Origin of the sequence: Corynebacterium provencense, assembly GCA_900049755.1 — a bacterium.
Lineage (GTDB): Bacteria > Actinomycetota > Actinomycetes > Mycobacteriales > Mycobacteriaceae > Corynebacterium > Corynebacterium neomassiliense.
The window spans coordinates 13,682-32,332 of sequence record LT160592.1; the positions used below are offsets into that span (position 1 = coordinate 13,682).

The following is an 18,651-nucleotide window of genomic DNA, read 5'->3' on the forward strand; positions in this document are numbered from 1 at the left end:
CGGTCACCTCCCTGTCTCTTGTCCACATCTAGCAGGGTATAGGACACACGTCTCCGGCACGCTCGGCCCGCCCGGCGGTACGTACCGCCCACACGGTGACGAGCACCACCACCGCTGTCAGCGGAAGGCCCATGACGATCCGTGTGACGCCGAGCGCGCCGACCGAGTCGTCCTGGTTGTACAGCCACTGCTGGACGATGAATCTGGCGAAGAAGACGAGCGCCCAGGCCAGGGTGGCCACCGTGTAGGCCCGGATGCCGGTCCGGCTACTCCGCCACCGCTGGGGTTGGCCGTTGATCCCGTGCCAGATGACCCCCACCAGGGGCCAGCGCACCAGGGTGGAGAGTGTGAACACCACTCCGGCGACCAGTGAGTACCAGATTCCGTAGGCGAAGTAGCCTTTCGCGTCGCCGGTGAGCCACGCGATCACCGCGCACAGGCCCACTCCCAGCAGACCGGACACCGCCGGCATCAGTGTCTCCCGCCGTGCGAGACGCCACACGAAGATGACCGCGGCGGTGGCGACGGCGGCGATGAGTGCGGGTCCGAGCCCCCAGCGTGAGTTGACCGGCACGAGGACCAGGACCGGAATCACGGTCGAGATCATGCCGGAGAGCCCACCGAGCTGGTCGAGGATGCTCGGAGTTTCCCGCTGTGTCACTCGGACTCCCCCATCTGCTGCCCGACGGTTCCGCCGGAGCGGCGGCGGGCAGGTGTGCCGGGCTGTGCCGCACCGTCCTGTCCGTTCCCTGGACCTGTCTGCCGGGGAGTCTGGGTCGGCTGCCCCGGCTGGGCTGCACGGTTCTGCACCGCCCGGCGGAGTTCCTCGGCCATCGCCGTCGGGATACGGACCGGCAGTGCACTACCCGCCGGGACCGGTTCACTGCCCCGGTTGACGAATGTGCGTGAAATCACCTCGTAGGACAGTTCCGCCAGTTCATCCGAGGACGCCGCGGGACCCGCCAGAGTCATCCTCAGCATCCACCGGGGGCCGTCCACGCCGATGACCCGGACCACACCCTCCCCGACAGTACCGACAAGCTCCTCACCCCAGTCATTGCGACGCCGGGTGACCACCAGACCGTCCCGGGTCATGCCCTCGGCGAACTCGTCGATGTCCGCCTCCCACTGACCGCCGCTGCGGGGCGCCGCGAATGCGGCCGGGGTGATGCGGCCGTGGGGGGTGAGGATGTGGATCTGACGCGGACCGTCCGCCCCCATCTCCACCTGCACCTCCGCGGTGTGCGGTACCGGGACGAGCATGGAACCGAGGTCCAGTCCACCCTTCGCGAAGTCGGAGAAGTCGAACTCCCGGTAGTCGACGGAATCTCCGTCGAAGGGCCCGAAGCTGCCACCCACGGGATCGTAGACGCCACCGTCCGTACCGGTCACCGTGGACACTGCACCGTTCCCGCCGGTGTCCTCCCCCGTCGTCGGGGAGGCGGACGCAGCGGTGGCGTCCGCGTTCGCGGAACTGTCAGGGGATACGGTCATGTCTCCGGGACGGTCTGCCGACGTGGCGTTCTTCGCCGCGTCCTTCTTCTTTCCGAAAGGCCACATGGTGGTCGGTCAACTCCTGTTCGTCGGGATGGTGGTGGCTGTCTGTGGTGTGCGGTCGGTACGGGGCCGTCGGCGGGACCGTGCGGAAGAAAACTCTGCCCGACGGTGTCCCGCCGGGGCCGCATCCTTCCCGTCCATCCTGTCCCTCCCGCCCGTGCCGGTCAGGAGCCTGTGGAGCCGTAGCCACCGGCACCGCGGACGGTCTCACCGAGGTCGGCGGGGTCGGAGACCTCCTCCACCTCACAGAGGCTGACCTGCTGGACCAGGAGCTGGGCGATGCGGTCACCACGGGTGACGGTCACGGGCGTCTCCGGATCCGTGTTGACCAGACAGACCTTTATCTCCCCACGGTAGTCCGCGTCCACGGTGCCGGGGGCGTTGACGATCGACAGTCCGTGCTTCCACGCCAGCCCGCTGCGCGGGTGCACCAGTCCGACGGTGCCCACCGGCAGCGCGACCGCCAGTCCGGTGCCCACCAGTGCCCGACGACCCGGTTCCAGCACCAGGGTCTGTGCACTGTAGAGGTCAATTCCGGCGTCAGTGGGGTGGGCACGTCGCGGGAGAGGAAGCTCCCGGTCGAGGCGGAGGACGCGCAACGGGGCGTCGGGGGTCTCTGTCATATCCGGCAGTCTACCGCCAGCCCCTCCCGGGCCGGACAGGCTGGCTGTGGTCGGAGGTCACCGTCGGGCTACACTGTGTGGTTGTGAACGACGCCGAACCGACAGGAGATGACGTGGCCCCGGAACCTGCACAGGAGCCCTCCGGCAACAGGGCCACCGCTCCCGCGGTCCTCTATTCCGAACGGCAGCCTGTTCCCCTGTCCTGGTGGCTGATCGGCATCGGCGTAGCCGCACTGCTGGGATGGCAGGGGCAGATGAAGCGGGAATGGTACTGGGGCGTCATCATCGGCGTCATCGCCCTGGCCGCGGTGGTGTGGAGTCTCATCCACCTCTCCCGCAACCGCATCACCGTCGAACGCGACGACACCGGTGAAGTCTGGCTTCATGTCGGGGAGGCGTCACTGCCCCGGTCGGCGGTCTCACGCACTGTCGCCGTACCCCCGACGGCCAGACAGGCGGCCATGGGCAGACAGCTCGACCCCGCAGCCTATGTGGTCCACCGGACATGGATTCCGGCGATGGCGATGCTGATTCTCGACGACCCTGACGACCCCACCCCGTACTGGCTGGTGTCCACCTCAGAGCCCGAGGAACTCCTCGGGGCGTTCGGCGCCCCGGTCGAGTGATCCGCCGGGGCGTCCACGTGGAGTGGACCCGCTAGGCAGGCGGTAGGAAGCTGGTCCGGAGTTCCGGTGGGACAGCGGAACACCCCCTGCCCCCTCATCTTCTCCACCGGAGACCTCAGGTCAGGTCACAGTGTTCAGGTCCTGCCGCCACCGGCGCTCAGGCGCAGTCGACGCAGACGTAGCCGCCCTCGCCGTCGTCCTCGGCGATCCGGTTACGGTGCTGGACGAGGAAGCACACCGAACAGGTGAACTCGTCGTTCTGCCGCGGGATCACCTCACCGCTGAGTTCCTCACCGGAGAGGTCCGCCATAGGGATGTCCAGCGGCTCCACGACCTCCCCGTCGTCGGTGTCGTCGATTATCGGTTCCGCCTTCTCCGCCGCCTTGAGACCTTCGAGGGAATCGGTCTCGATCTCATCCTCCGGACGGATCCGCGGGGTGTCGTAGTCGGTCGCCATGGTACTGCCTCCTGAGTCCCGGAAACGGGCATGGATCCTGTAGTGGTGTCGTGTGCACCCACCGGCGAATACGGGCTGTTCAGCACGCGACCGGCGGGGTTGTCCCGCGCATACTAAAACAGCTCGGTCCGGTTGTCACCTCACCGTTGCCTCACCCCCGCACAATGCCCCCTCATCCTGTGTACGGCATCGCCGTATCAAGTACATGACCTGCAAGTTCGCTGAAAACCCCGGGGGACGCCGCAAGTACCCCCACACCTTCGGCGTAACCGGCGGTCAGGCGAGGCATACACACCCATGCACCGGATCTCGCCGCAATGAGGGCCCCGGCGGCGTGGTCCCAGGGGCCCAGCCCGTGCTCGTAGTAGGCGTCCACTCCTCCCGACGCCACCGCGCACAGGTCCAGCGCCGCCGACCCTGCCCGGCGGATGTCCCGGATTCCGGGAAGAAGCCGGCCCAGCAGTTCCGCCTGCCTGGTCCGTCGCTCCGCCCGGTAGGAGAAACCTGTGGCCACCAGTGCCCGCGACATGTCGGCGAGTCCGAGGTCCGGACCCGGGAGTGAGGACGCCGTGGCCGACCGCTCTCCGGCCACCACGGCAGGTCCACCCGTCCACGCCGAATACACCCTCGCCCGGAAGACATCGGCGACAGCAGCGGCAACCGGTTCACCGTCGACCACGGCCGCGACACTGACCGCCACCGCCGGGAGGCCGTAGATGAAGTTCACCGTCCCGTCGACCGGATCGACGACCCAGGTGACCCCGCCCCCACCGGCACGTTCCCCGCCCTCTTCCCCGAGCACGGCGTCACCCGGGGCTGACTGCTCCAGCAGCCCGCGGATCAGCGCCTCACTGGAACGGTCGACCGCGGTGACCGGGTCGACCTGCGAACTCTTGGTGGACGCCACGGGAACCCGACCGTCTTCCCCTGCCACCGCTCCCCTCGTCGATCTGACGTGCCGGGCGGCGGAAGCCGCCGCCGACACCGCCGTCCGCGCGAGCTGCTCCGGGGTCCGTCCACCCGCGGCGTCCCGGTAACCGGGCTGAGGCGTCGCCGTGGTCGCCGGGGTCAGCAGGACATGGTCGGGGAACTCCTCGGTGATCTGCACGCCACCATCGTGCCCCACTGCCCCTCACGGTGCGACACCTGCCCGCACGGACCGACGGGGCCGGACGCGCCAGGGTGTTGTCCGGTAGCATCTCGGACCATGACATCTGGGAACACTGGTTTCGGCGTCGACATCGGCGGAAGCGGTATCAAAGGGGCCCGCGTCGACCTCGACACCGGAGAGTTCATCGGCGAACGGATCAAGATCCCCACCCCGCAGCCCGCCACCCCCGACGCCGTCGCGGACATCGTCGCCGACCTGCTCGACCGGGCCGGGTGGACCGGACCGGTCGGTATCACCGTGCCCTCGGTGGTGCAGGACCAGATTGCGCGGACAGCGGCGAACATCGACCCCTCCTGGATCGGTACGGACTGTGCGGCGCTGTTCTCCGGCCGTCTCGCCGTCGGCGGCGTCCCCCGGGAGGTGGCGGTTCTCAACGACGCGGACGCCGCGGGCCTCGCCGAGGCCACCTACGGTGACCCGCGCGCAGGTGAGGGCGCTGTCCTGCTGCTGACCTTCGGTACGGGCATCGGTTCTGCACTGCTGGTCAACGGAACCCTGTACCCGAACACCGAGCTCGGGCACCTCACCTTCGCCGGTACCGGTTCAGACCCGGTGGACGCCGAACACTGGGCGTCCTCAGCGGTCAAGGACAGGGAGGACCTGAGTTACCGCCGGTGGGCCGGACGGGTCGACCGTGTGCTGGAGGAGTACCGGCGCATCCTGAACCCGCAGCGTATCCTCGTCGGTGGCGGAGTTTCCCGGAAGTTCGAGAAATGGGGTCCCCACCTGACGGTCGACGTCGAGGTGATTCCCGCCGCACTCCGCAACCGGGCCGGCATCGTCGGCGCGGCCGGGGCGGTGCGTGACGGCATCCGCCCCTGACACCTGCCGTTACCTCAGCGACACTGGGTTATAATAGGGGGTCGATCGCGGTTTCAGCAGGGCCGCGGGTTCCCCCTGTGGTCCCGGCCGTGCACGCAACCCCCTGTAACCTCGTCAGTTTCCTGTCCCCGTCCCCGTAAGAAAGGTCTTCCGTGGCGGTCAACACCTCCCCCACCCCCGGCTCCGACAGCGGTTCCTCACCGGACCGTGCCCCGGTACGCAAGGTCGCGAAGAAGACGGCGGCGAGAAAGGCCGCCCGGACCGGGACTCGCAGGGCAGCCGCGCCGGCAGCCGTACACCCGGCACCTGCGGCCGCTCATTCAGCCACGGAGTCCACGGACTCCACCGGGGAAGCTGCCGGAACTTCCGCAGCCGCGGGAACCACCCCGAAGAAGACCACCACCAGGAAGACAGCGGCCAAGAAAACTGCCGCGAAGAAGACCACGGCCAGGAAGACCGCCGCCAAGAAGACAGCGGCGAAGAAGACCACGGCCAGGAAGACCGCCGCGAAGAAGACAGCGGCCGCAAAATCCACCGCAGGGAAGTCTGCGGCGGCGGCGGAGAATGCCGGGGCACCCGGGGACATCACCGAGGAGAAGATCAACGCCACCGACTCCCCTGACAGCGACTTCGACGACATCGAGGACATCACCGACATCGACGACGAGGATCTCGCCGACGACATCGAGGATGACGATCTCACGGTCGACGACATCGACGTTGACGAGGACGTCGACGGGGACGTTGACGGGGACACCACTGTCGCCGGGGACGACGACACCGACGACGATCCGGACGCCAAGGCCGCCGCCGACGGCAGCTTCGTCTGGGACGAGGACGAGTCCGCCGCCCTGCGACAGGCCCGCAAGGACGCCGAGCTCACCGCATCGGCGGACTCGGTCCGCGCCTACCTGAAGCAGATCGGCAAGGTCGCACTGCTCAACGCCGAGCAGGAGGTGTCACTGGCCAAACGTATCGAAGCGGGTCTCTACGCCTCCTACAAGATGGAGCAGCTCAAGGAGAGCGGTGAGAAGATCTCCCCGATGCAGCGACGGGACCTGCGGGAGATCGACCGTGACGGCAGGAAGGCGAAGAACCACCTGCTCGAGGCGAACCTCCGCCTCGTCGTCTCGCTCGCCAAGCGCTACACCGGACGCGGCATGGCGTTCCTGGACCTGATTCAGGAAGGCAACCTCGGGCTGATCCGCGCGGTGGAGAAGTTCGACTACACCAAGGGCTACAAGTTCTCCACCTACGCGACCTGGTGGATCCGTCAGGCCATCACCCGCGCAATGGCGGACCAGGCCCGCACGATCAGGATTCCGGTCCACATGGTGGAGGTCATCAACAAGCTCGGCAGGATCCAGCGTGAGCTTCTCCAGGACCTCGGACGCGAGCCCACTCCCGAGGAACTTGCCAAGGAGATGGACATCACCGAGGACAAGGTGCTGGAGATCCAGCAGTACGCCCGCGAGCCGATCTCACTCGACCAGACCATCGGTGACGAGGGCGACAGCCAGCTCGGCGACTTCATCGAAGACTCGGAGGCCGTCGTGGCGGTCGACGCCGTGAGTTTCACCCTGCTCCAGGACCAGCTGCAGGATGTCCTTCACACCCTGTCCGACAGGGAGGCCGGGGTCGTGAAACTCCGCTTCGGGCTGACCGACGGCATGCCGCGGACCCTCGACGAGATCGGTCAGGTCTACGGCGTGACACGGGAGCGTATCCGCCAGATCGAGTCGAAGACCATGTCCAAGCTGCGTCACCCCTCCCGGTCCCAGGTACTGCGCGACTACCTCGACTGACGGTCACCGTGCCCGCCCCCGGCGGTCAGCCTGACCTTCAGCTGTTGTCGCGAAGGCAGTTCTCCGCCTGCTCCGCCGTCGTCGCCCCGCAGTCGCGGATACGGTCCTGGGCGGCATTCGTCACCATGGTGGAGGCTCCGAGCGCGAGCACCGCGACGACCACCGCAATCGCCGGATAGGTCCAGCTGATGTCCTCCACGCGCACCGCCCTGACCAGGGCCACCAGGCCGACGAGCAGCACCACAACGGCGATCACCACACCCAGTACCGGCATCAATGCCGCAGGCAGTGACATCACCGCGAGAACCAGCGCCACCAGCCCCAGACGGCTCTGCCGCTGCGGGGGCTGCCGGAGGGGCCGCTGCGGGGGGCGGACCGGTTCGACGGGACTGTTCCTCCGGCGGCGGCCGGCACTGTCAGACGCGGGCATGCCCCCAGACTAGCGGACCGGTGAAGGTCACCAGTCGCGCAGGTAGGCGATGCGGTCGCGCAGCTGCTGGGCCGTGCACAGAGCCGTCGGGGGGCCGCCGCAGTTCCGGCGGACGTCATTGTGGATCGCACCGTGGGGACGACCTGTCCGCGCCGACTTCGCGGCGACAAGGGAGTTGAGTTTCTTGCGTAGTGCAGGCAGCTCCTCGCTGGCGACTCTGCCTTCGACTCTGCCCCGGTGGGCGTCCGCCCCCGAAGCCTCTCCCCCGCCCTGCCGGGCCTCGCGTTCCCTGCGCGCGGCGTCCTCCCGGGCCCTGGCGTCGAGCTGTTCGGACTGGCGCGCCCGCAGGAGAGTCTTCATCTGGTCGGCGTCGAGCAACCCCGGAAGCCCCAGGTAGTCCTGCTCCTCCGCCGATCCTGCCAGCGTGGCGGTACCGTAGCTCGACCCTTCGAAGATGAGGCTGTCGAGCTCCGCCTCCGCCCCGATGGACTCGTAGCTCTTCTGTTCGTCAGGTTCATTCTCCTCGCGGTTGGCCTGGACGAGCAGTTCATCGTCCCAGCCCTCATTCGGCCGGTCGGGCTGACCGAGCACATGGTTGCGCTGCCGCTCCATGTTCGACGCCAGATCCAGCAGGACCGGGACACTGGGGAGGAACACGCTGGCGGACTCACCCCTGCGCCGCGAACGCACGAAGCGGCCCACCGCCTGGGCGAAGAACAGGGGCGTGGACGCCGAGGTCGCGTACACACCGACCGCCAGCCGGGGAACGTCCACCCCCTCGGACACCATGCGCACGGCCACCATCCACAGGTCCGTACTGTCCGAGAACTGCCGGATGCGGTCCCCTGCCCCGGCCTCGTCCGAGAGTACGACGGTCACCGGGGAACCGCTGACACGCTCCAGGATCGAGGCGTACGCCCTCGCGGTGGTCGTGTCCGAGGCGATGACCAGACCACCGGCGTCCGGGATGGACCGGCGCAGCTGGAGCAGCCGGGTGTGCGCCCCCGCAAGGACAGCAGGGATCCACTCCCCCCTCGGGTCCAGCGCTGTCTTCCACGCCCTCGCCGTCTGCTCGGCGTTCAGCGGCTCCCCCAGCCGCGCCTCGTACTCCTCACCTGCGGAGTCACGCCACCTGGTGTTCCCCGAGTAGGCGAGGAAGACCACCGGACGGACCACACCGTCACGAAGTGCCTCGGAGTAGCCGTAGGTGTAGTCGGCCTGGGAGACGAGGGCGCCGTCGATCTCCCGGTAGAGGATGAACGGGATGGGCGAGTCGTCGGACCGGAAAGGGGTACCGGTCAGGGCGAGACGACGTGCTGCCTGGTCATAGGCGAAACGGACTCCCTCACCCCAGCTTTTCGCGTCCCCGGCGTGGTGGATCTCGTCGAGGATGACCAGGGTCTTTCGTGCAGTGGCGACCTGGTAGTGCTTCGTCGGCTTCATGCCCACCTGGGCATAGGTGACCGCGACACCGTCGTAGGCCGGGTTGACCGGCGACGAGTTCGTGAAGTCGGGGTCTACCGCGATGCCGAGCCTGGCCGCCGAGGCGGCCCACTGCGACTTCAGGTGTTCGGTGGGCACGACGATCACGACCCGTTCGACGTCGTGACGGTCCAGAAGGATCCGCGCCAACGTCAGGGCGAAGGTCGTCTTGCCCGCACCGGGGGTTGCCACAGCGAGGAAGTCCCGGGGCGCGGTGTCCAGGTACTTCTGCAGGGCCTCCCGCTGCCAGGCGCGCAGACCCCCGGGAAGGACCGTCGGGGCCCCTGACGAGACTGAGGTCACTTCTTACGGAGCCCCTGGTAGATACGCTCACAGTCCGGGCACACCGGAGACCCTGGCTTGGCCTGCTTGGTCACCGGAAAAGTCTCCCCGCACAGTGCGACGACCATCCGGCCGTTCACCGCGGAATCCACGATCTGGTCCTTCTTGACGTAGTGGAAGAACTTCGGTGTGTCGTCGGAGGTCTTCTCGTCCGTCCGGACGTCGGGGCGTTCAATCGTTGATGTTCCGGGAGTAGTCACGGAGTCAATAATGCCCCTCACCCCGCCCCATTTCCACCCGGCCGCCCCACCGGGGACTACGGTGGACGCCATGCCACAGGAGGACCAGGAAGCCCGACACCGTCCCGGGCGCGGAGGGGCGCGACGGCGACGGCGTCACACCTCCGGAGACACGGTGGTGATCACCTCCGCCAGACGTTCCAGACTCGCAGACTGGCGGCACAGGCGGCACCTGTACGCCGGCCTGCAGCTGGCGCGTATCCCCCTGTTCATCGCCGCCGTGGCGATCTACGGATGGCTCCACAACCCCGTGCTGGCCGCGTTCGTGGCGGTGATCTCGCTTCCACTGCCGTGGATCGCGGTACTGCTGGCCAATGACCCGGGGGACACCGAGCCCAGAGGCACGCCGAAGATCTACAAGCCCGGTCTCGTCAGGGAGCAGCGGGCGCGTCAGATGCAGGCACTCACCGACAACGGGACGGCCGGCCGACGGAGCCTCACCGACGGTCACACCGGTTCCGGTGACACCGGGGGTCACGCGGTGATCGACATCGTCGACGACCCGCCCCGGAAAGACGGACCCGAACCGGTGCCCGAGACAGCACCCGAAACAGTCCCCGGCCCCGGACCGGCATCCGCCGCCCCGGAGGGGACAACGACCGACCACCTGGAGGACCGCCACGCATGACCGATCCCCGAACCTGGTGCGCCGACCCGGGTGATCCCGCTCTCGGTGACCTCGTCACAGCTCTGACCGCTCTGGGTTACAGGAAAGACAGCATCCTTTCGGTCCTCGGCGCCGTGGGGTGGCGTGAGACCCTGCGGGGCAACCCGGCCGCGGCGCTTCGCCGCCTCCGACAGATGACGGGCAGCGGCCCGCAGGCCACCCCTGACCAGGTTCCGTCACGCGCGACGCTGCTGACCGAGGCGTTCTTCCTCCGCCGGCCGGTGACCCGCAGCCGGCTCGTCTCCGTGCTGGGGGCAGAACTCGTCGACCGGCTCTGCACCGCCCGGGTTCTCGTCCTGTCCGCCGCGGAGCCGGTCACCGCGCCCGACCCGGACCCTGCAGGCCACCCGGACCCCCTCCTGGTCCCCACCGTGGACATCCGACCGGTCGACAGTGAGTTCGCCCCGGATCAGGGCGTCCTCATCGCCTCCGACCCGGACGCCTCCCTGGACGTCAGAATTCCCGGCCCCGAGCATGTACCAGGAGTGGGCAGGGCCCCTCTGACGCTGCTCAACCAGGTACCGCCGGACCGTGCCGGGAAACTTCTCGACCTCGGTACCGGGTCGGGGGTGCTGGCACTGACCCTGCCGGCCGACACCGTCGTGGCCACCGACATCCACGAACGGGCACTGGACTTCGCGCGCGCCTCCGAACGCAGTGTCCTGAGACGTGACGCGGGACGGCCTGAAAGTCGTTCCGGGTCACATACCGGGGCAAGGAGTCCTGTCGACTGGCGTGCCGGAAGCTGGTTCGACCCCGTCAGGGACGAGAAGTTCGACCGTATCGTCTCCAACCCTCCGTTCGTCATCGGTGACGGGACAGTCGGACACATCTACCGGGACTCCGGGATGGAACTCGACGGCGCCAGCCGACTGGTCACCTCGGGAGCCGCCGAGCACCTCTGCCCCGGTGGTACCGCACACCTCCTCGGGGCCTGGGCCACCGGGTTCGACCGGTCGCCGGCGTCACGGGTGGCGTCCTGGCTTCCGGACGAGGGTATACGCGCCTGGGTCATCCAGCGCGACGAGGTCGATCCGGAGACCTACGTCCGGACCTGGTTGACCGACGAGTCCGTGGACCTTCGTACCCCGGCCGGCCGGCAGAGGACCCTGGACTGGCTGGATATGTTCGACCTCCGGGGGATCACCCGAATCGGGATGGGCTACCTGCACCTGCAGAGAATCGACGGACCGACCGAGGTGACATTCGAAGAGATCACCACCCCCGATCCCGGCTACTTCGGCGGGGAGGTCACCGAATGGTTCCGGCGGTCGGCGTGGCTGTCCGACAGGGACGCCGGGGATGTTCTCGCCGCCAGGTACGCGGTACGTCCGACCGTCGCCAGGGAGACAGTGGAACTCCCGGACCCGTCCGGCATGGGATTCCGCACTGTCGCACTGCGCCTGACCCGTACGGACGGGCCACGGTTCAGCCACGAGATCGACGCGCCCCTGTCCGCGGTGGTGGCCGGCCTCAATCCCCGCGGCCTGAGTCTCGGCGACACGGCGGGACTGTACTGTGCGGTCAACGGGTTGGACGAGGACGAGTTCACCTCCGCTCTGTGCCCGCTCGCGGTCGACCTGGTCAGACACGGCATCCTCCTGCCCGCTGACCTGCTCGACGAGCCGGTCGACAGCGACGACCTTGACGACCGTGACGACCGTGACGCCACAGACGGAGGGAGCACACGGTGAGGGCTGTGGTGAGCACGGTCTCCAGCGCCCGGGTGACCGTGGACGGCGAAACGGTCGGGCAGGTCGACGCCGAGGTCGACGGCGAGTTCCGCGGGGCCCTGCTGGCGCTTGTCGGGGTGGGGCGTGGTGACGGTCCGGAGAAGTGGTCGACCGTGGCCCGCAAGATCGCCGAGCTGCGCCTGCTGCCTCCCCGGGGAGGATCCTGGTCCGACCCGAGGAATGTGTCGGTGACGGACAATGACGCCGCGGTCCTTGTGGTCAGCCAGTTCACCCTCGCCGGTTCCACGGTGAAGGGACGGCGTCCTTCATGGTCCGGTGCCGCACCGGCCGCCGAGGCGGAGGTCGCCGTCGACACCGTCGTGGCTGAGCTGCGGGCCCGCGGTGTCCGGGAGCTGCGGGCCCGCGGTGTCCGGGTCGCCACCGGCCGGTTCGGCGCGGAGATGTCCGTCGAGTCCGTCAACGAGGGCCCCTTTACCGTCGTTGTCGAGGCTTGAGCAGAACTCTCCCCCACCCCCACCCCCGTTCAGGGGATGGGTCAGTCTGCGGGCCGGCGCGGCCCCGGAGAGTCCCGCCCGCACCACAGGTCACAGGATAAGGCCTGACCACACCGGGTGGCGGACACGCAGCAGCAGGGACGTGTCCCGGCGGGTCGGACCGCCTCACCCGGCACCGGTAATGTGGGCCCGGGAACAATTCGGGACGACAGGCCGTTGGAGGAATGAGTGCTTCGGACAACGAACCCAGGAGGTCACCCGCATGAGTAACAGCAGTACCCCGAACGCCGCCACCACGGCCGACAACGACATCCTGGAGACCGACCGGACCGATGACCCGGTACCCGGTTCCGTCAACGAGATCGACGAACTCGATGACAGCAGCGTCGACGACATTCCCGCCGGTGACGGTGCGACTTCCACGAGCACCCCGGACACCGGGGGCGCCGAGGACACCGAGGACCCCGGGGTGGTGGAGGTCGTCACCGTCGTGGACGCCGTCGACGCCGCAGACACCGATGACGGGGACGCCGACAGCGAGGAAGCCGATGAGGAGGAGAAGGACGCCCGACCCCAGGACAAGGGTCGCCGACGTGGCAACAACGACAACCCCTCCGCCGACCTCGTCCGCGTCTACCTCAACGGCATCGGCAAGACTGCACTGCTCACCGCCGAGGACGAGGTCGAACTGTCCAAGCGCATCGAGGCGGGCCTCTACGCCGAGCACCTCCTCGACAGCGGAGAGAAGCTCACCCGTGCACGCAAGCGCGACCTGAAGATCCTCGCCCGGGAGGGACGTGCCGCCCGTACGCACCTGCTGGAGGCGAACCTCCGCCTCGTCGTCTCGCTCGCCAAGCGTTACACGGGCCGCGGTATGCCGCTGCTGGACCTGATCCAGGAGGGCAACCTGGGCCTGATCCGCGCCATGGAGAAGTTCGACTACGCCAAGGGGTACAAGTTCTCGACCTACGCGACGTGGTGGATCCGTCAGGCGATCACCCGGGGCATGGCGGACCAGTCGCGCACCATCCGCCTGCCCGTCCACCTTGTCGAGCAGGTCAACAAGCTCTCCCGAATCAAGCGTGAGATGTACCAGCATCTCGGCAGAGAGGCCACGAACGAGGAACTGGCCGAGGAGTCCGGCATCGACGAGTCGAAGATCGAGACTCTTCTGCGCCAGTCCCGTGACCCGGTGAGTCTCGACATGCCCGTCGGCTCCGATGAGGAGGCTCCCCTGGGCGACTTCATCGAGGACTCGGACTCTACCGACGCTGAGGCTGCGGTGGTGGCGTCCCTGCGTCACTCCGATGTCCGCGCGGTGCTCGACACTCTCGAGGAGAGGGAGCAGGACGTCATCAAGCTGCGCTACGGTCTCGACGACGGCATGCCGCGGACCCTCGACCAGATCGGCAGGAGTTTCGGGCTTTCCCGTGAGCGGGTGCGCCAGATCGAGCGGGAGGTCATGGCGAAACTGCGGGAGGGCGAGCGTGCGGACAAGCTCCGTGAGTACGCGGTGTAGCGACTGCGGAGACACGGTGTAGTTTTGACGCAGGGACCTTCCGGCAAGCCCGGTCCCGACCACATTTCCGTCCTGTCCGGTGCCGGTGCCGGACCGGTGCACCCGTCGGTGGCGTCTCCGTTGACGGAAGGACGCCAACGGAAACCAGGGGAATTCTGCGCCGCGGTGTCCCTCCCCGGCACCGGTGACGCCGGTGACGCCCCTGAACCGTGTACCTTATGGGTGATCGCCAGTTCTAGTCAGTACGACTATCAGAGAAAGGCCGTTGTCGAGTGAAGGATCTCGTCGATACCACTGAGATGTACCTCCGGACCATCTTCGAACTGGAGGAGGAGGGCATCCCGCCGCTGCGTGCGCGCATCGCCGAGCGGCTGGAGCAGTCCGGACCGACGGTCAGTCAGACTGTTGCCCGGATGGAGCGTGACGGTCTGCTCTGGATCGCCGACGACCGTTCCCTCAAGTTGACCGAGGAAGGCCGGGCCCATGCGACTTCGGTCATGCGTAAGCACCGCCTGGCAGAACGTCTGCTGCTCGACGTGATCGGACTTCCCTGGGAGTCCGTGCACGAGGAGGCGTGCCGGTGGGAGCACGTCATGGGCGACGAGGTGGAGAAGAAGCTGCTCAACGTCCTCTCCGACCACGAGACCTCGCCGTTCGGAAATCCTGTTCCCGGGCTCGAGAAGATCGGTGCGGCTTCCGTCCAGAATCCCCCGAACTCTCACCGCGCCTCTGATCTGGATCTGAGCACCCCGACCACGGTGCGGATCGTGAGCTTCAACGAGATCGTCCAGGTCGAGCGCAAGATCATCACCCGTCTCGGCCAGTACGGTATCCGTCCCGGATCTGTCGTGACCGTGCAGGACACCCCTGACGGGCTGTCCATCACCTCGGAGGCGGGTACGGTGACGGTCCCTGACGAACTCGGTCACGCTATCCGGGTCATCGTCGAGGAAGGCCTGAACTGACATGCCGTTGAGCAGCGGAGCTCATGTTCTTGTCACAGGTGGCGCCGGCTATGTCGGCAGTGTCTGTGCCACGGTCCTGGTGGAGAAAGGGTACCGGGTGACCGTGGTCGATGATCTGTCGACCGGTAACCGTGAGGCTGTACCGCCTGCCGCGGAGTTCATCGAGGGCGACGTCCTGGACGCCGCGCCGGGTGTGCTTGCTGACGACTGTGCCGCCGTCTTCCACTTCGCGGCGAAGTCCCTCGTCGGCGAATCGGTGGTCTCCCCCGCGAAGTACTGGTCGGGCAATGTCGTCACTACGTTGCGTCTGCTTGACCTGATGAGGGCGGCGGGGGTGGACAACCTGGTCTTCTCCTCGACTGCGGCGTGCTACGGAGAGCCGGAGACTGTTCCCATCACAGAGGATGCCCCCACCGCTCCGACGAACCCCTACGGTGCCTCGAAGCTGACGATCGACAACATCATCACCTCGTACGCGAACGCCTACGGACTGGGCGCCACCAGTCTGCGCTATTTCAATGTTGCCGGGGCCTACGGCAGTGTCGGTGAGAACCGTGCCGTGGAGACCCACCTGATTCCCCTGGTGCTCCAGGTGGCCCTCGGTGCCCGTGACAAGATCCTGATTTTCGGCGACGACTGGCCCACCGCTGACGGCACCTGTGTGCGTGACTACATCCACATCCGCGACCTGGCAGATGCACATCTTCTTGCTGCTTCCTCGAACATCCCCGGGGTGCACCGGATCTTCAATCTCGGGTCCGGTGACGGCTTCAGCGTCCGCCAGGTCGTCGACACGTGCCGCGAAGTGACAGGCCGTCCCATTCCTGCTGAGGTTGCCCCGCGACGTGGCGGAGACCCCGCGACCCTGATCGCCTCCTCCGCCCGGGCAGTCTCGGAACTGGGCTGGAATCCCACCAGATCCGATATCACCACGATCGTCTCAGACGCATGGGCGTTCACCTCCGCACTCGGCGATCGAGCTCATTTCGCACGTCGTTGACCTCCTGACGGTCGAGGACACGATCGAGCACACCCGCCAGCTCCTCCAGCGCGCGTCCCGGGCACCTGGACGCTGCCCGGTCAACGAGTTCGATACCCCTGTCCAGCATCTGGGACACCACAGGGGACGGACCGCCCCTCTCCGCCGCCTCCATGACCGGCCCCGCCAGCGCCAGGGTCCGCTCAGCCCGCCTCAGACCGTGCCGCAGATCTTTGCCCCGTCCGGTCATCCACCGGTACCGGTAACGGCCCGTGATCTCGGCGACCGCCCTGTGTGACGCACGGTGTGCCAGCACTCCACCCGAACTGCACCACGCTGCGACGGCGAGCAGAGCCAGCGCACGCTGTCGCAGCAGCCCCCGGGAAAGCCCCGCGGTGACGGTGAGGAGAGTTCTCACCGCCGCTCCGCGCGGCCCTGCCGCCAGAACCGCGAACACCGGATACATGTCGTCGCGGTCACATGCCGCGGCAACGAACGTCGCGACACCCTCAGTCTCCAGCAGGCTCACGACACATCCGATCTGTTCCGCCACGGCCTCCCCCGGGTTTTCCCGGTCAGTCACCCCGGCCCCGGTCCCGCCTGCTTCCGCCCCCGGGGCTGCCTGCTTCCGCCCCTGACCCCGCTGTGCCCCGCGGTGCGTACCTCTTTTCGGCGTCCGGTCGCTGCAGTGTTGCTCGAGAAGCTCACCGAGATCATCGACAAGAGAACACAGACCGGCGATGTCACGGTAGCCGGAGGTGTCCGCCGGGAACTCCTCCCAGCGGGGTTCGTCGACCCAGCTGGCCGGGAGTCTGTCCACCAGTGTCACCGGAATCTCCCGTGTATCCAGCTGCTCGTTGAACTCCTGCTGTCCCGGAACCCGGGACCGGCCGTCACCGACAGTCGGGCTGTCAGCCGGATCCGGGAGCCTTCCCCCTGTCCCCCGTCCAGGCGAGCAGGCTGCCCCGTTCCCGGCCCCGTCGAGAGGTATCTCCCACCACAGTGCCCCCGCGCACAGGTCGGTGGCGACGAACCCCGCGACGACCCGGATCCCCGCCTCCCTGAACCTCTCCGCCGCAGCGTCGACGAGCGGTCCGGCGTCCCCACCGACGACCGCGATGACGACCCCGCACTCCGACCGCCCCCGGTTTGCACGTTCCAGGGCCACGGTCGCCGACAGGACCGATTCTTCAGTGAGGTCCGCCCGGATCACCGGCCCCACCTCCGATGAACTCCCGCAACGCTCCGGGGTGTCCCCGGCGTCCCCCTGTGGTCGGCTCAGCCCCAGGAATATCATCGAGTTCTCCGGCCGAAATCCGAGCATGCCGGGTACCGCGGCAAGCAGTGCCCCGCTGTCGCCCCCGAGGTCGATGTTCCTGGCGGGGCGTCCACCGGCGCCGGGCGGACGAGGTGGAATAGCATCCGCGTCGTTTCTGTTGTCAGATGTGTAGGTCATGGGGCGATCATCCCCGACCGACAGGCCCCTTTTCTCCGGCGCCGCTGCATTCCCGCAGGGCCCTGTGGACAATCGGGTTCCTGTGGACTGAGGACTGAGGTTGGTACGCTTGGCGGGCCATCACCGGCACAACCGCCGGGTGACCGCCGACGGTAACCGAGCGAAAGGAGCAGCGGACAATGTCCGAGAACAACCGCATGTACGAGCTTGAGTACCCCGCACCCGGCGCCCGGGACGAGGCTGCCGGCGGAGTACCGCTCATCATCGCCCTCCAGGGCTACGCCGACGCAGGGCAGGGCGTCTACCAGGCCTCCCAGCACCTCCTGCAGGCGCTGGAGCACAGGCCGGTGGCGACCTTCGACGTCGACGAGCTGATCGACTACCGCTCGCGGCGTCCCGGTGTCACCATCGACAGAAGCAGGCTGACCTCCTCGGAGGACCTGTCGCTGACCCTGCACCGGCTCGAAGATTCCGCCGGTGAACCCTTCCTCCTCCTCGAAGGCCCTGAACCGGACCTGAGGTGGAACGCGTTCAGCAGGGCGGTCACCGAACTGAGCTCGCACCTCGGTGTGAACCGTGCAGTCGCCCTCTACTCGGCACCCATGACGGTCCCGCACACCCGCCCGCTGGTCATCTCCGCCCACGCCTCCGATCCTGCGCTGGTCGCCGAACTCCAGCAGTGGGAGGCACGGATGATCATACCGGGGTCCGCGGCGCTCAGGATCGAACTGTCCCTGGGCCGTGCCGGTGTGGACGCCGTGGGCCTGACCGCCCATGTCCCCCACTACATCGCCGCCTCCGACTACCCGGAGTCCGCCTGGGCACTGCTGCACACCGTCGAACAGGTCGCGGGTCTCCAGCTGCCGTTGCGTTCACTGCAGGCCGACATGGAGAAGGTCCGGGGCCAGCTCGCGGAGCAGGTCGAGGAGTCCGGTGAGATCGCCACGGTGGTCGCCGCACTGGAACGTCAGTACGACAACGAGATGGCACGGCTGCGCCGGCGCCGGGAGAACAGTCTCCTTGCCCCCGGCCAGGACGTCCCATCCGGTGACGAGATTGGCGCGGAGTTCGAACGTTTCCTCGCCGGTATTGCCGGTGACGGAAACGAGGACGGAGCCGGGGACGGGGACGCCGACGGCTCCGACATCAACGGCGTCAACGGCGACAGGCCTTCCGGCGACGACGGTGACGACGCAGGCGACGGCCCGCGGGACAGCTCCGGGTCCTGAGAGACGTCGGCGATCGGGGAAGGGCCGGAGTGTGGCGTCCTCCCCTTCCCTCCCCCCCCCGGAGCGCTCCCACGAAGGACGGCCGAGGAAGCTG

Annotated in this window: 19 protein-coding genes; 10 read left to right on the forward strand and 9 right to left on the reverse strand. The window is 67.8% G+C overall.

Annotation, left to right across the window (positions count from 1 at the left end; all coding sequences use genetic code 11):
• Positions 1-28: 28 nt before the first annotated feature.
• The 3 genes from BN3906_RS00090 to dut all read right to left on the reverse strand — a co-directional run bounded on the left by BN3906_RS00090 (position 29) and on the right by dut (position 2,180).
• Positions 29-661, reverse strand: a complete 633-nt coding sequence (locus BN3906_RS00090; RefSeq protein WP_078056980.1) for a DUF3159 domain-containing protein — start codon at positions 659-661, stop codon at positions 29-31.
• Complete coding sequence (locus BN3906_RS00095) at positions 658-1,560, reverse strand: DUF3710 domain-containing protein (protein ID WP_066582826.1); 903 nt, start codon at positions 1,558-1,560, stop codon at positions 658-660. Before BN3906_RS00095 ends, BN3906_RS00090 begins: the two co-directional genes overlap by 4 nt.
• Positions 1,561-1,721: 161 nt before the next feature.
• Complete coding sequence (gene dut, locus BN3906_RS00100; RefSeq protein WP_066582827.1) at positions 1,722-2,180, reverse strand: dUTP diphosphatase; 459 nt, start codon at positions 2,178-2,180, stop codon at positions 1,722-1,724.
• An 83-nt stretch (positions 2,181-2,263) separates the two neighbouring features.
• Between dut and BN3906_RS00105 the strand changes: the two genes are divergently transcribed.
• Positions 2,264-2,806, forward strand: coding sequence for a DUF3093 domain-containing protein (locus BN3906_RS00105; RefSeq protein WP_078056981.1), 543 nt, complete (start codon positions 2,264-2,266; stop codon positions 2,804-2,806).
• Between the two features lie 157 nt (positions 2,807-2,963).
• Here the strand turns inward: BN3906_RS00105 and BN3906_RS00110 are convergent, their stop codons facing one another.
• Both BN3906_RS00110 and BN3906_RS00115 read right to left on the reverse strand, forming a co-directional pair.
• Positions 2,964-3,263, reverse strand: coding sequence for a DUF4193 domain-containing protein (locus tag BN3906_RS00110; RefSeq protein WP_066582828.1), 300 nt, complete (start codon positions 3,261-3,263; stop codon positions 2,964-2,966).
• A 172-nt stretch (positions 3,264-3,435) separates the two neighbouring features.
• Complete coding sequence (locus tag BN3906_RS00115) at positions 3,436-4,389, reverse strand: inositol monophosphatase family protein (protein WP_261796784.1); 954 nt, start codon at positions 4,387-4,389, stop codon at positions 3,436-3,438.
• Positions 4,390-4,470: 81 nt separating this feature from the next.
• On the opposite strand from BN3906_RS00115, the gene ppgK reads away from it, so the two are divergent.
• Both ppgK and BN3906_RS00125 read left to right on the forward strand, forming a co-directional pair.
• Positions 4,471-5,256 (forward strand): polyphosphate--glucose phosphotransferase, encoded by a 786-nt coding sequence (ppgK, locus tag BN3906_RS00120; protein ID WP_066582830.1) that lies wholly within the window; start codon positions 4,471-4,473, stop codon positions 5,254-5,256.
• Between the two features lie 152 nt (positions 5,257-5,408).
• Positions 5,409-7,061 (forward strand): RNA polymerase sigma factor, encoded by a 1,653-nt coding sequence (locus tag BN3906_RS00125; protein WP_066582832.1) that lies wholly within the window; start codon positions 5,409-5,411, stop codon positions 7,059-7,061.
• Positions 7,062-7,098: 37 nt separating this feature from the next.
• Here the strand turns inward: BN3906_RS00125 and BN3906_RS00130 are convergent, their stop codons facing one another.
• From BN3906_RS00130 to BN3906_RS00140, 3 genes are read right to left on the reverse strand one after another with little or no spacing between them, the layout of a single operon-like run.
• Complete coding sequence (locus BN3906_RS00130; protein ID WP_066582835.1) at positions 7,099-7,491, reverse strand: hypothetical protein; 393 nt, start codon at positions 7,489-7,491, stop codon at positions 7,099-7,101.
• 27 nt (positions 7,492-7,518) lie between these two features.
• A complete protein-coding gene (locus BN3906_RS00135) occupies positions 7,519-9,276 on the reverse strand; it encodes a DEAD/DEAH box helicase (protein ID WP_130839274.1) in 1,758 nt (585 codons plus the stop codon).
• On the reverse strand, positions 9,273-9,515 hold the full coding sequence (locus tag BN3906_RS00140; protein ID WP_066585605.1) for a DUF3039 domain-containing protein: 243 nt from the start codon (positions 9,513-9,515) through the stop codon (positions 9,273-9,275). The genes BN3906_RS00135 and BN3906_RS00140 overlap by 4 nt, the downstream gene beginning before the upstream one ends.
• A 70-nt stretch (positions 9,516-9,585) precedes the next feature.
• Between BN3906_RS00140 and BN3906_RS00145 the strand changes: the two genes are divergently transcribed.
• The 6 genes from BN3906_RS00145 to galE all read left to right on the forward strand — a co-directional run bounded on the left by BN3906_RS00145 (position 9,586) and on the right by galE (position 15,893).
• Positions 9,586-10,182 carry a DUF3099 domain-containing protein gene (locus tag BN3906_RS00145; RefSeq protein WP_078056982.1) on the forward strand — a complete coding sequence of 199 codons (597 nt, stop codon included), beginning with the start codon at positions 9,586-9,588 and terminating at the stop codon, positions 10,180-10,182.
• A complete protein-coding gene (locus BN3906_RS00150) occupies positions 10,179-11,915 on the forward strand; it encodes a DUF7782 domain-containing protein (protein ID WP_066582837.1) in 1,737 nt (578 codons plus the stop codon). The genes BN3906_RS00145 and BN3906_RS00150 overlap by 4 nt, the downstream gene beginning before the upstream one ends.
• Positions 11,912-12,409 (forward strand): D-aminoacyl-tRNA deacylase, encoded by a 498-nt coding sequence (locus BN3906_RS00155; protein WP_066582838.1) that lies wholly within the window; start codon positions 11,912-11,914, stop codon positions 12,407-12,409. The genes BN3906_RS00150 and BN3906_RS00155 overlap by 4 nt, the downstream gene beginning before the upstream one ends.
• Positions 12,410-12,878: 469 nt before the next feature.
• Entirely contained in the window at positions 12,879-13,928 is a 1,050-nt protein-coding gene (locus BN3906_RS00160; protein WP_390620323.1) for a sigma-70 family RNA polymerase sigma factor, read from the forward strand.
• A gap of 272 nt (positions 13,929-14,200) precedes the next feature.
• Positions 14,201-14,893, forward strand: coding sequence for an iron-dependent transcriptional repressor DtxR (locus BN3906_RS00165; RefSeq protein WP_066582840.1), 693 nt, complete (start codon positions 14,201-14,203; stop codon positions 14,891-14,893).
• A 1-nt stretch (position 14,894) separates the two neighbouring features.
• Positions 14,895-15,893, forward strand: coding sequence for a UDP-glucose 4-epimerase GalE (gene galE, locus BN3906_RS00170; RefSeq protein WP_066582842.1), 999 nt, complete (start codon positions 14,895-14,897; stop codon positions 15,891-15,893).
• On the opposite strand, the gene BN3906_RS00175 is transcribed toward galE, so the two are convergent.
• Positions 15,850-17,328, reverse strand: a complete 1,479-nt coding sequence (locus BN3906_RS00175) for a DUF4192 family protein (RefSeq protein WP_078056983.1) — start codon at positions 17,326-17,328, stop codon at positions 15,850-15,852. The two genes, galE and BN3906_RS00175, sit on opposite strands and share 44 nt — an antisense overlap.
• A 179-nt stretch (positions 17,329-17,507) precedes the next feature.
• Here BN3906_RS00175 and BN3906_RS00180 point away from each other — a divergent pair, with 179 nt between their 5' ends.
• A complete protein-coding gene (locus BN3906_RS00180) occupies positions 17,508-18,557 on the forward strand; it encodes a PAC2 family protein (protein WP_066582846.1) in 1,050 nt (349 codons plus the stop codon).
• Positions 18,558-18,651 lie beyond the last annotated feature (94 nt).

Excerpts from the sequence above, each read along its gene's own strand:
- BN3906_RS00095 (WP_066582826.1), bottom strand. The coding sequence starts at position 1,560 with ATGTGGCCTTTCGGAAAGAAGAAGGACGCGGCGAAGAACGCCACGTCG.
- dut (WP_066582827.1), bottom strand. The coding sequence starts at position 2,180 with ATGACAGAGACCCCCGACGCCCCGTTGCGCGTCCTCCGCCTCGACCGG.
- BN3906_RS00110 (WP_066582828.1), bottom strand. The coding sequence starts at position 3,263 with ATGGCGACCGACTACGACACCCCGCGGATCCGTCCGGAGGATGAGATC.
- ppgK (WP_066582830.1), top strand. The coding sequence starts at position 4,471 with ATGACATCTGGGAACACTGGTTTCGGCGTCGACATCGGCGGAAGCGGT.
- BN3906_RS00130 (WP_066582835.1), bottom strand. The coding sequence starts at position 7,491 with ATGCCCGCGTCTGACAGTGCCGGCCGCCGCCGGAGGAACAGTCCCGTC.
- BN3906_RS00145 (WP_078056982.1), top strand. The coding sequence starts at position 9,586 with ATGCCACAGGAGGACCAGGAAGCCCGACACCGTCCCGGGCGCGGAGGG.
- BN3906_RS00150 (WP_066582837.1), top strand. The coding sequence starts at position 10,179 with ATGACCGATCCCCGAACCTGGTGCGCCGACCCGGGTGATCCCGCTCTC.
- galE (WP_066582842.1), top strand. The coding sequence starts at position 14,895 with ATGCCGTTGAGCAGCGGAGCTCATGTTCTTGTCACAGGTGGCGCCGGC.
- BN3906_RS00175 (WP_078056983.1), bottom strand. The coding sequence starts at position 17,328 with ATGACCTACACATCTGACAACAGAAACGACGCGGATGCTATTCCACCT.
- BN3906_RS00180 (WP_066582846.1), top strand. The coding sequence starts at position 17,508 with ATGTCCGAGAACAACCGCATGTACGAGCTTGAGTACCCCGCACCCGGC.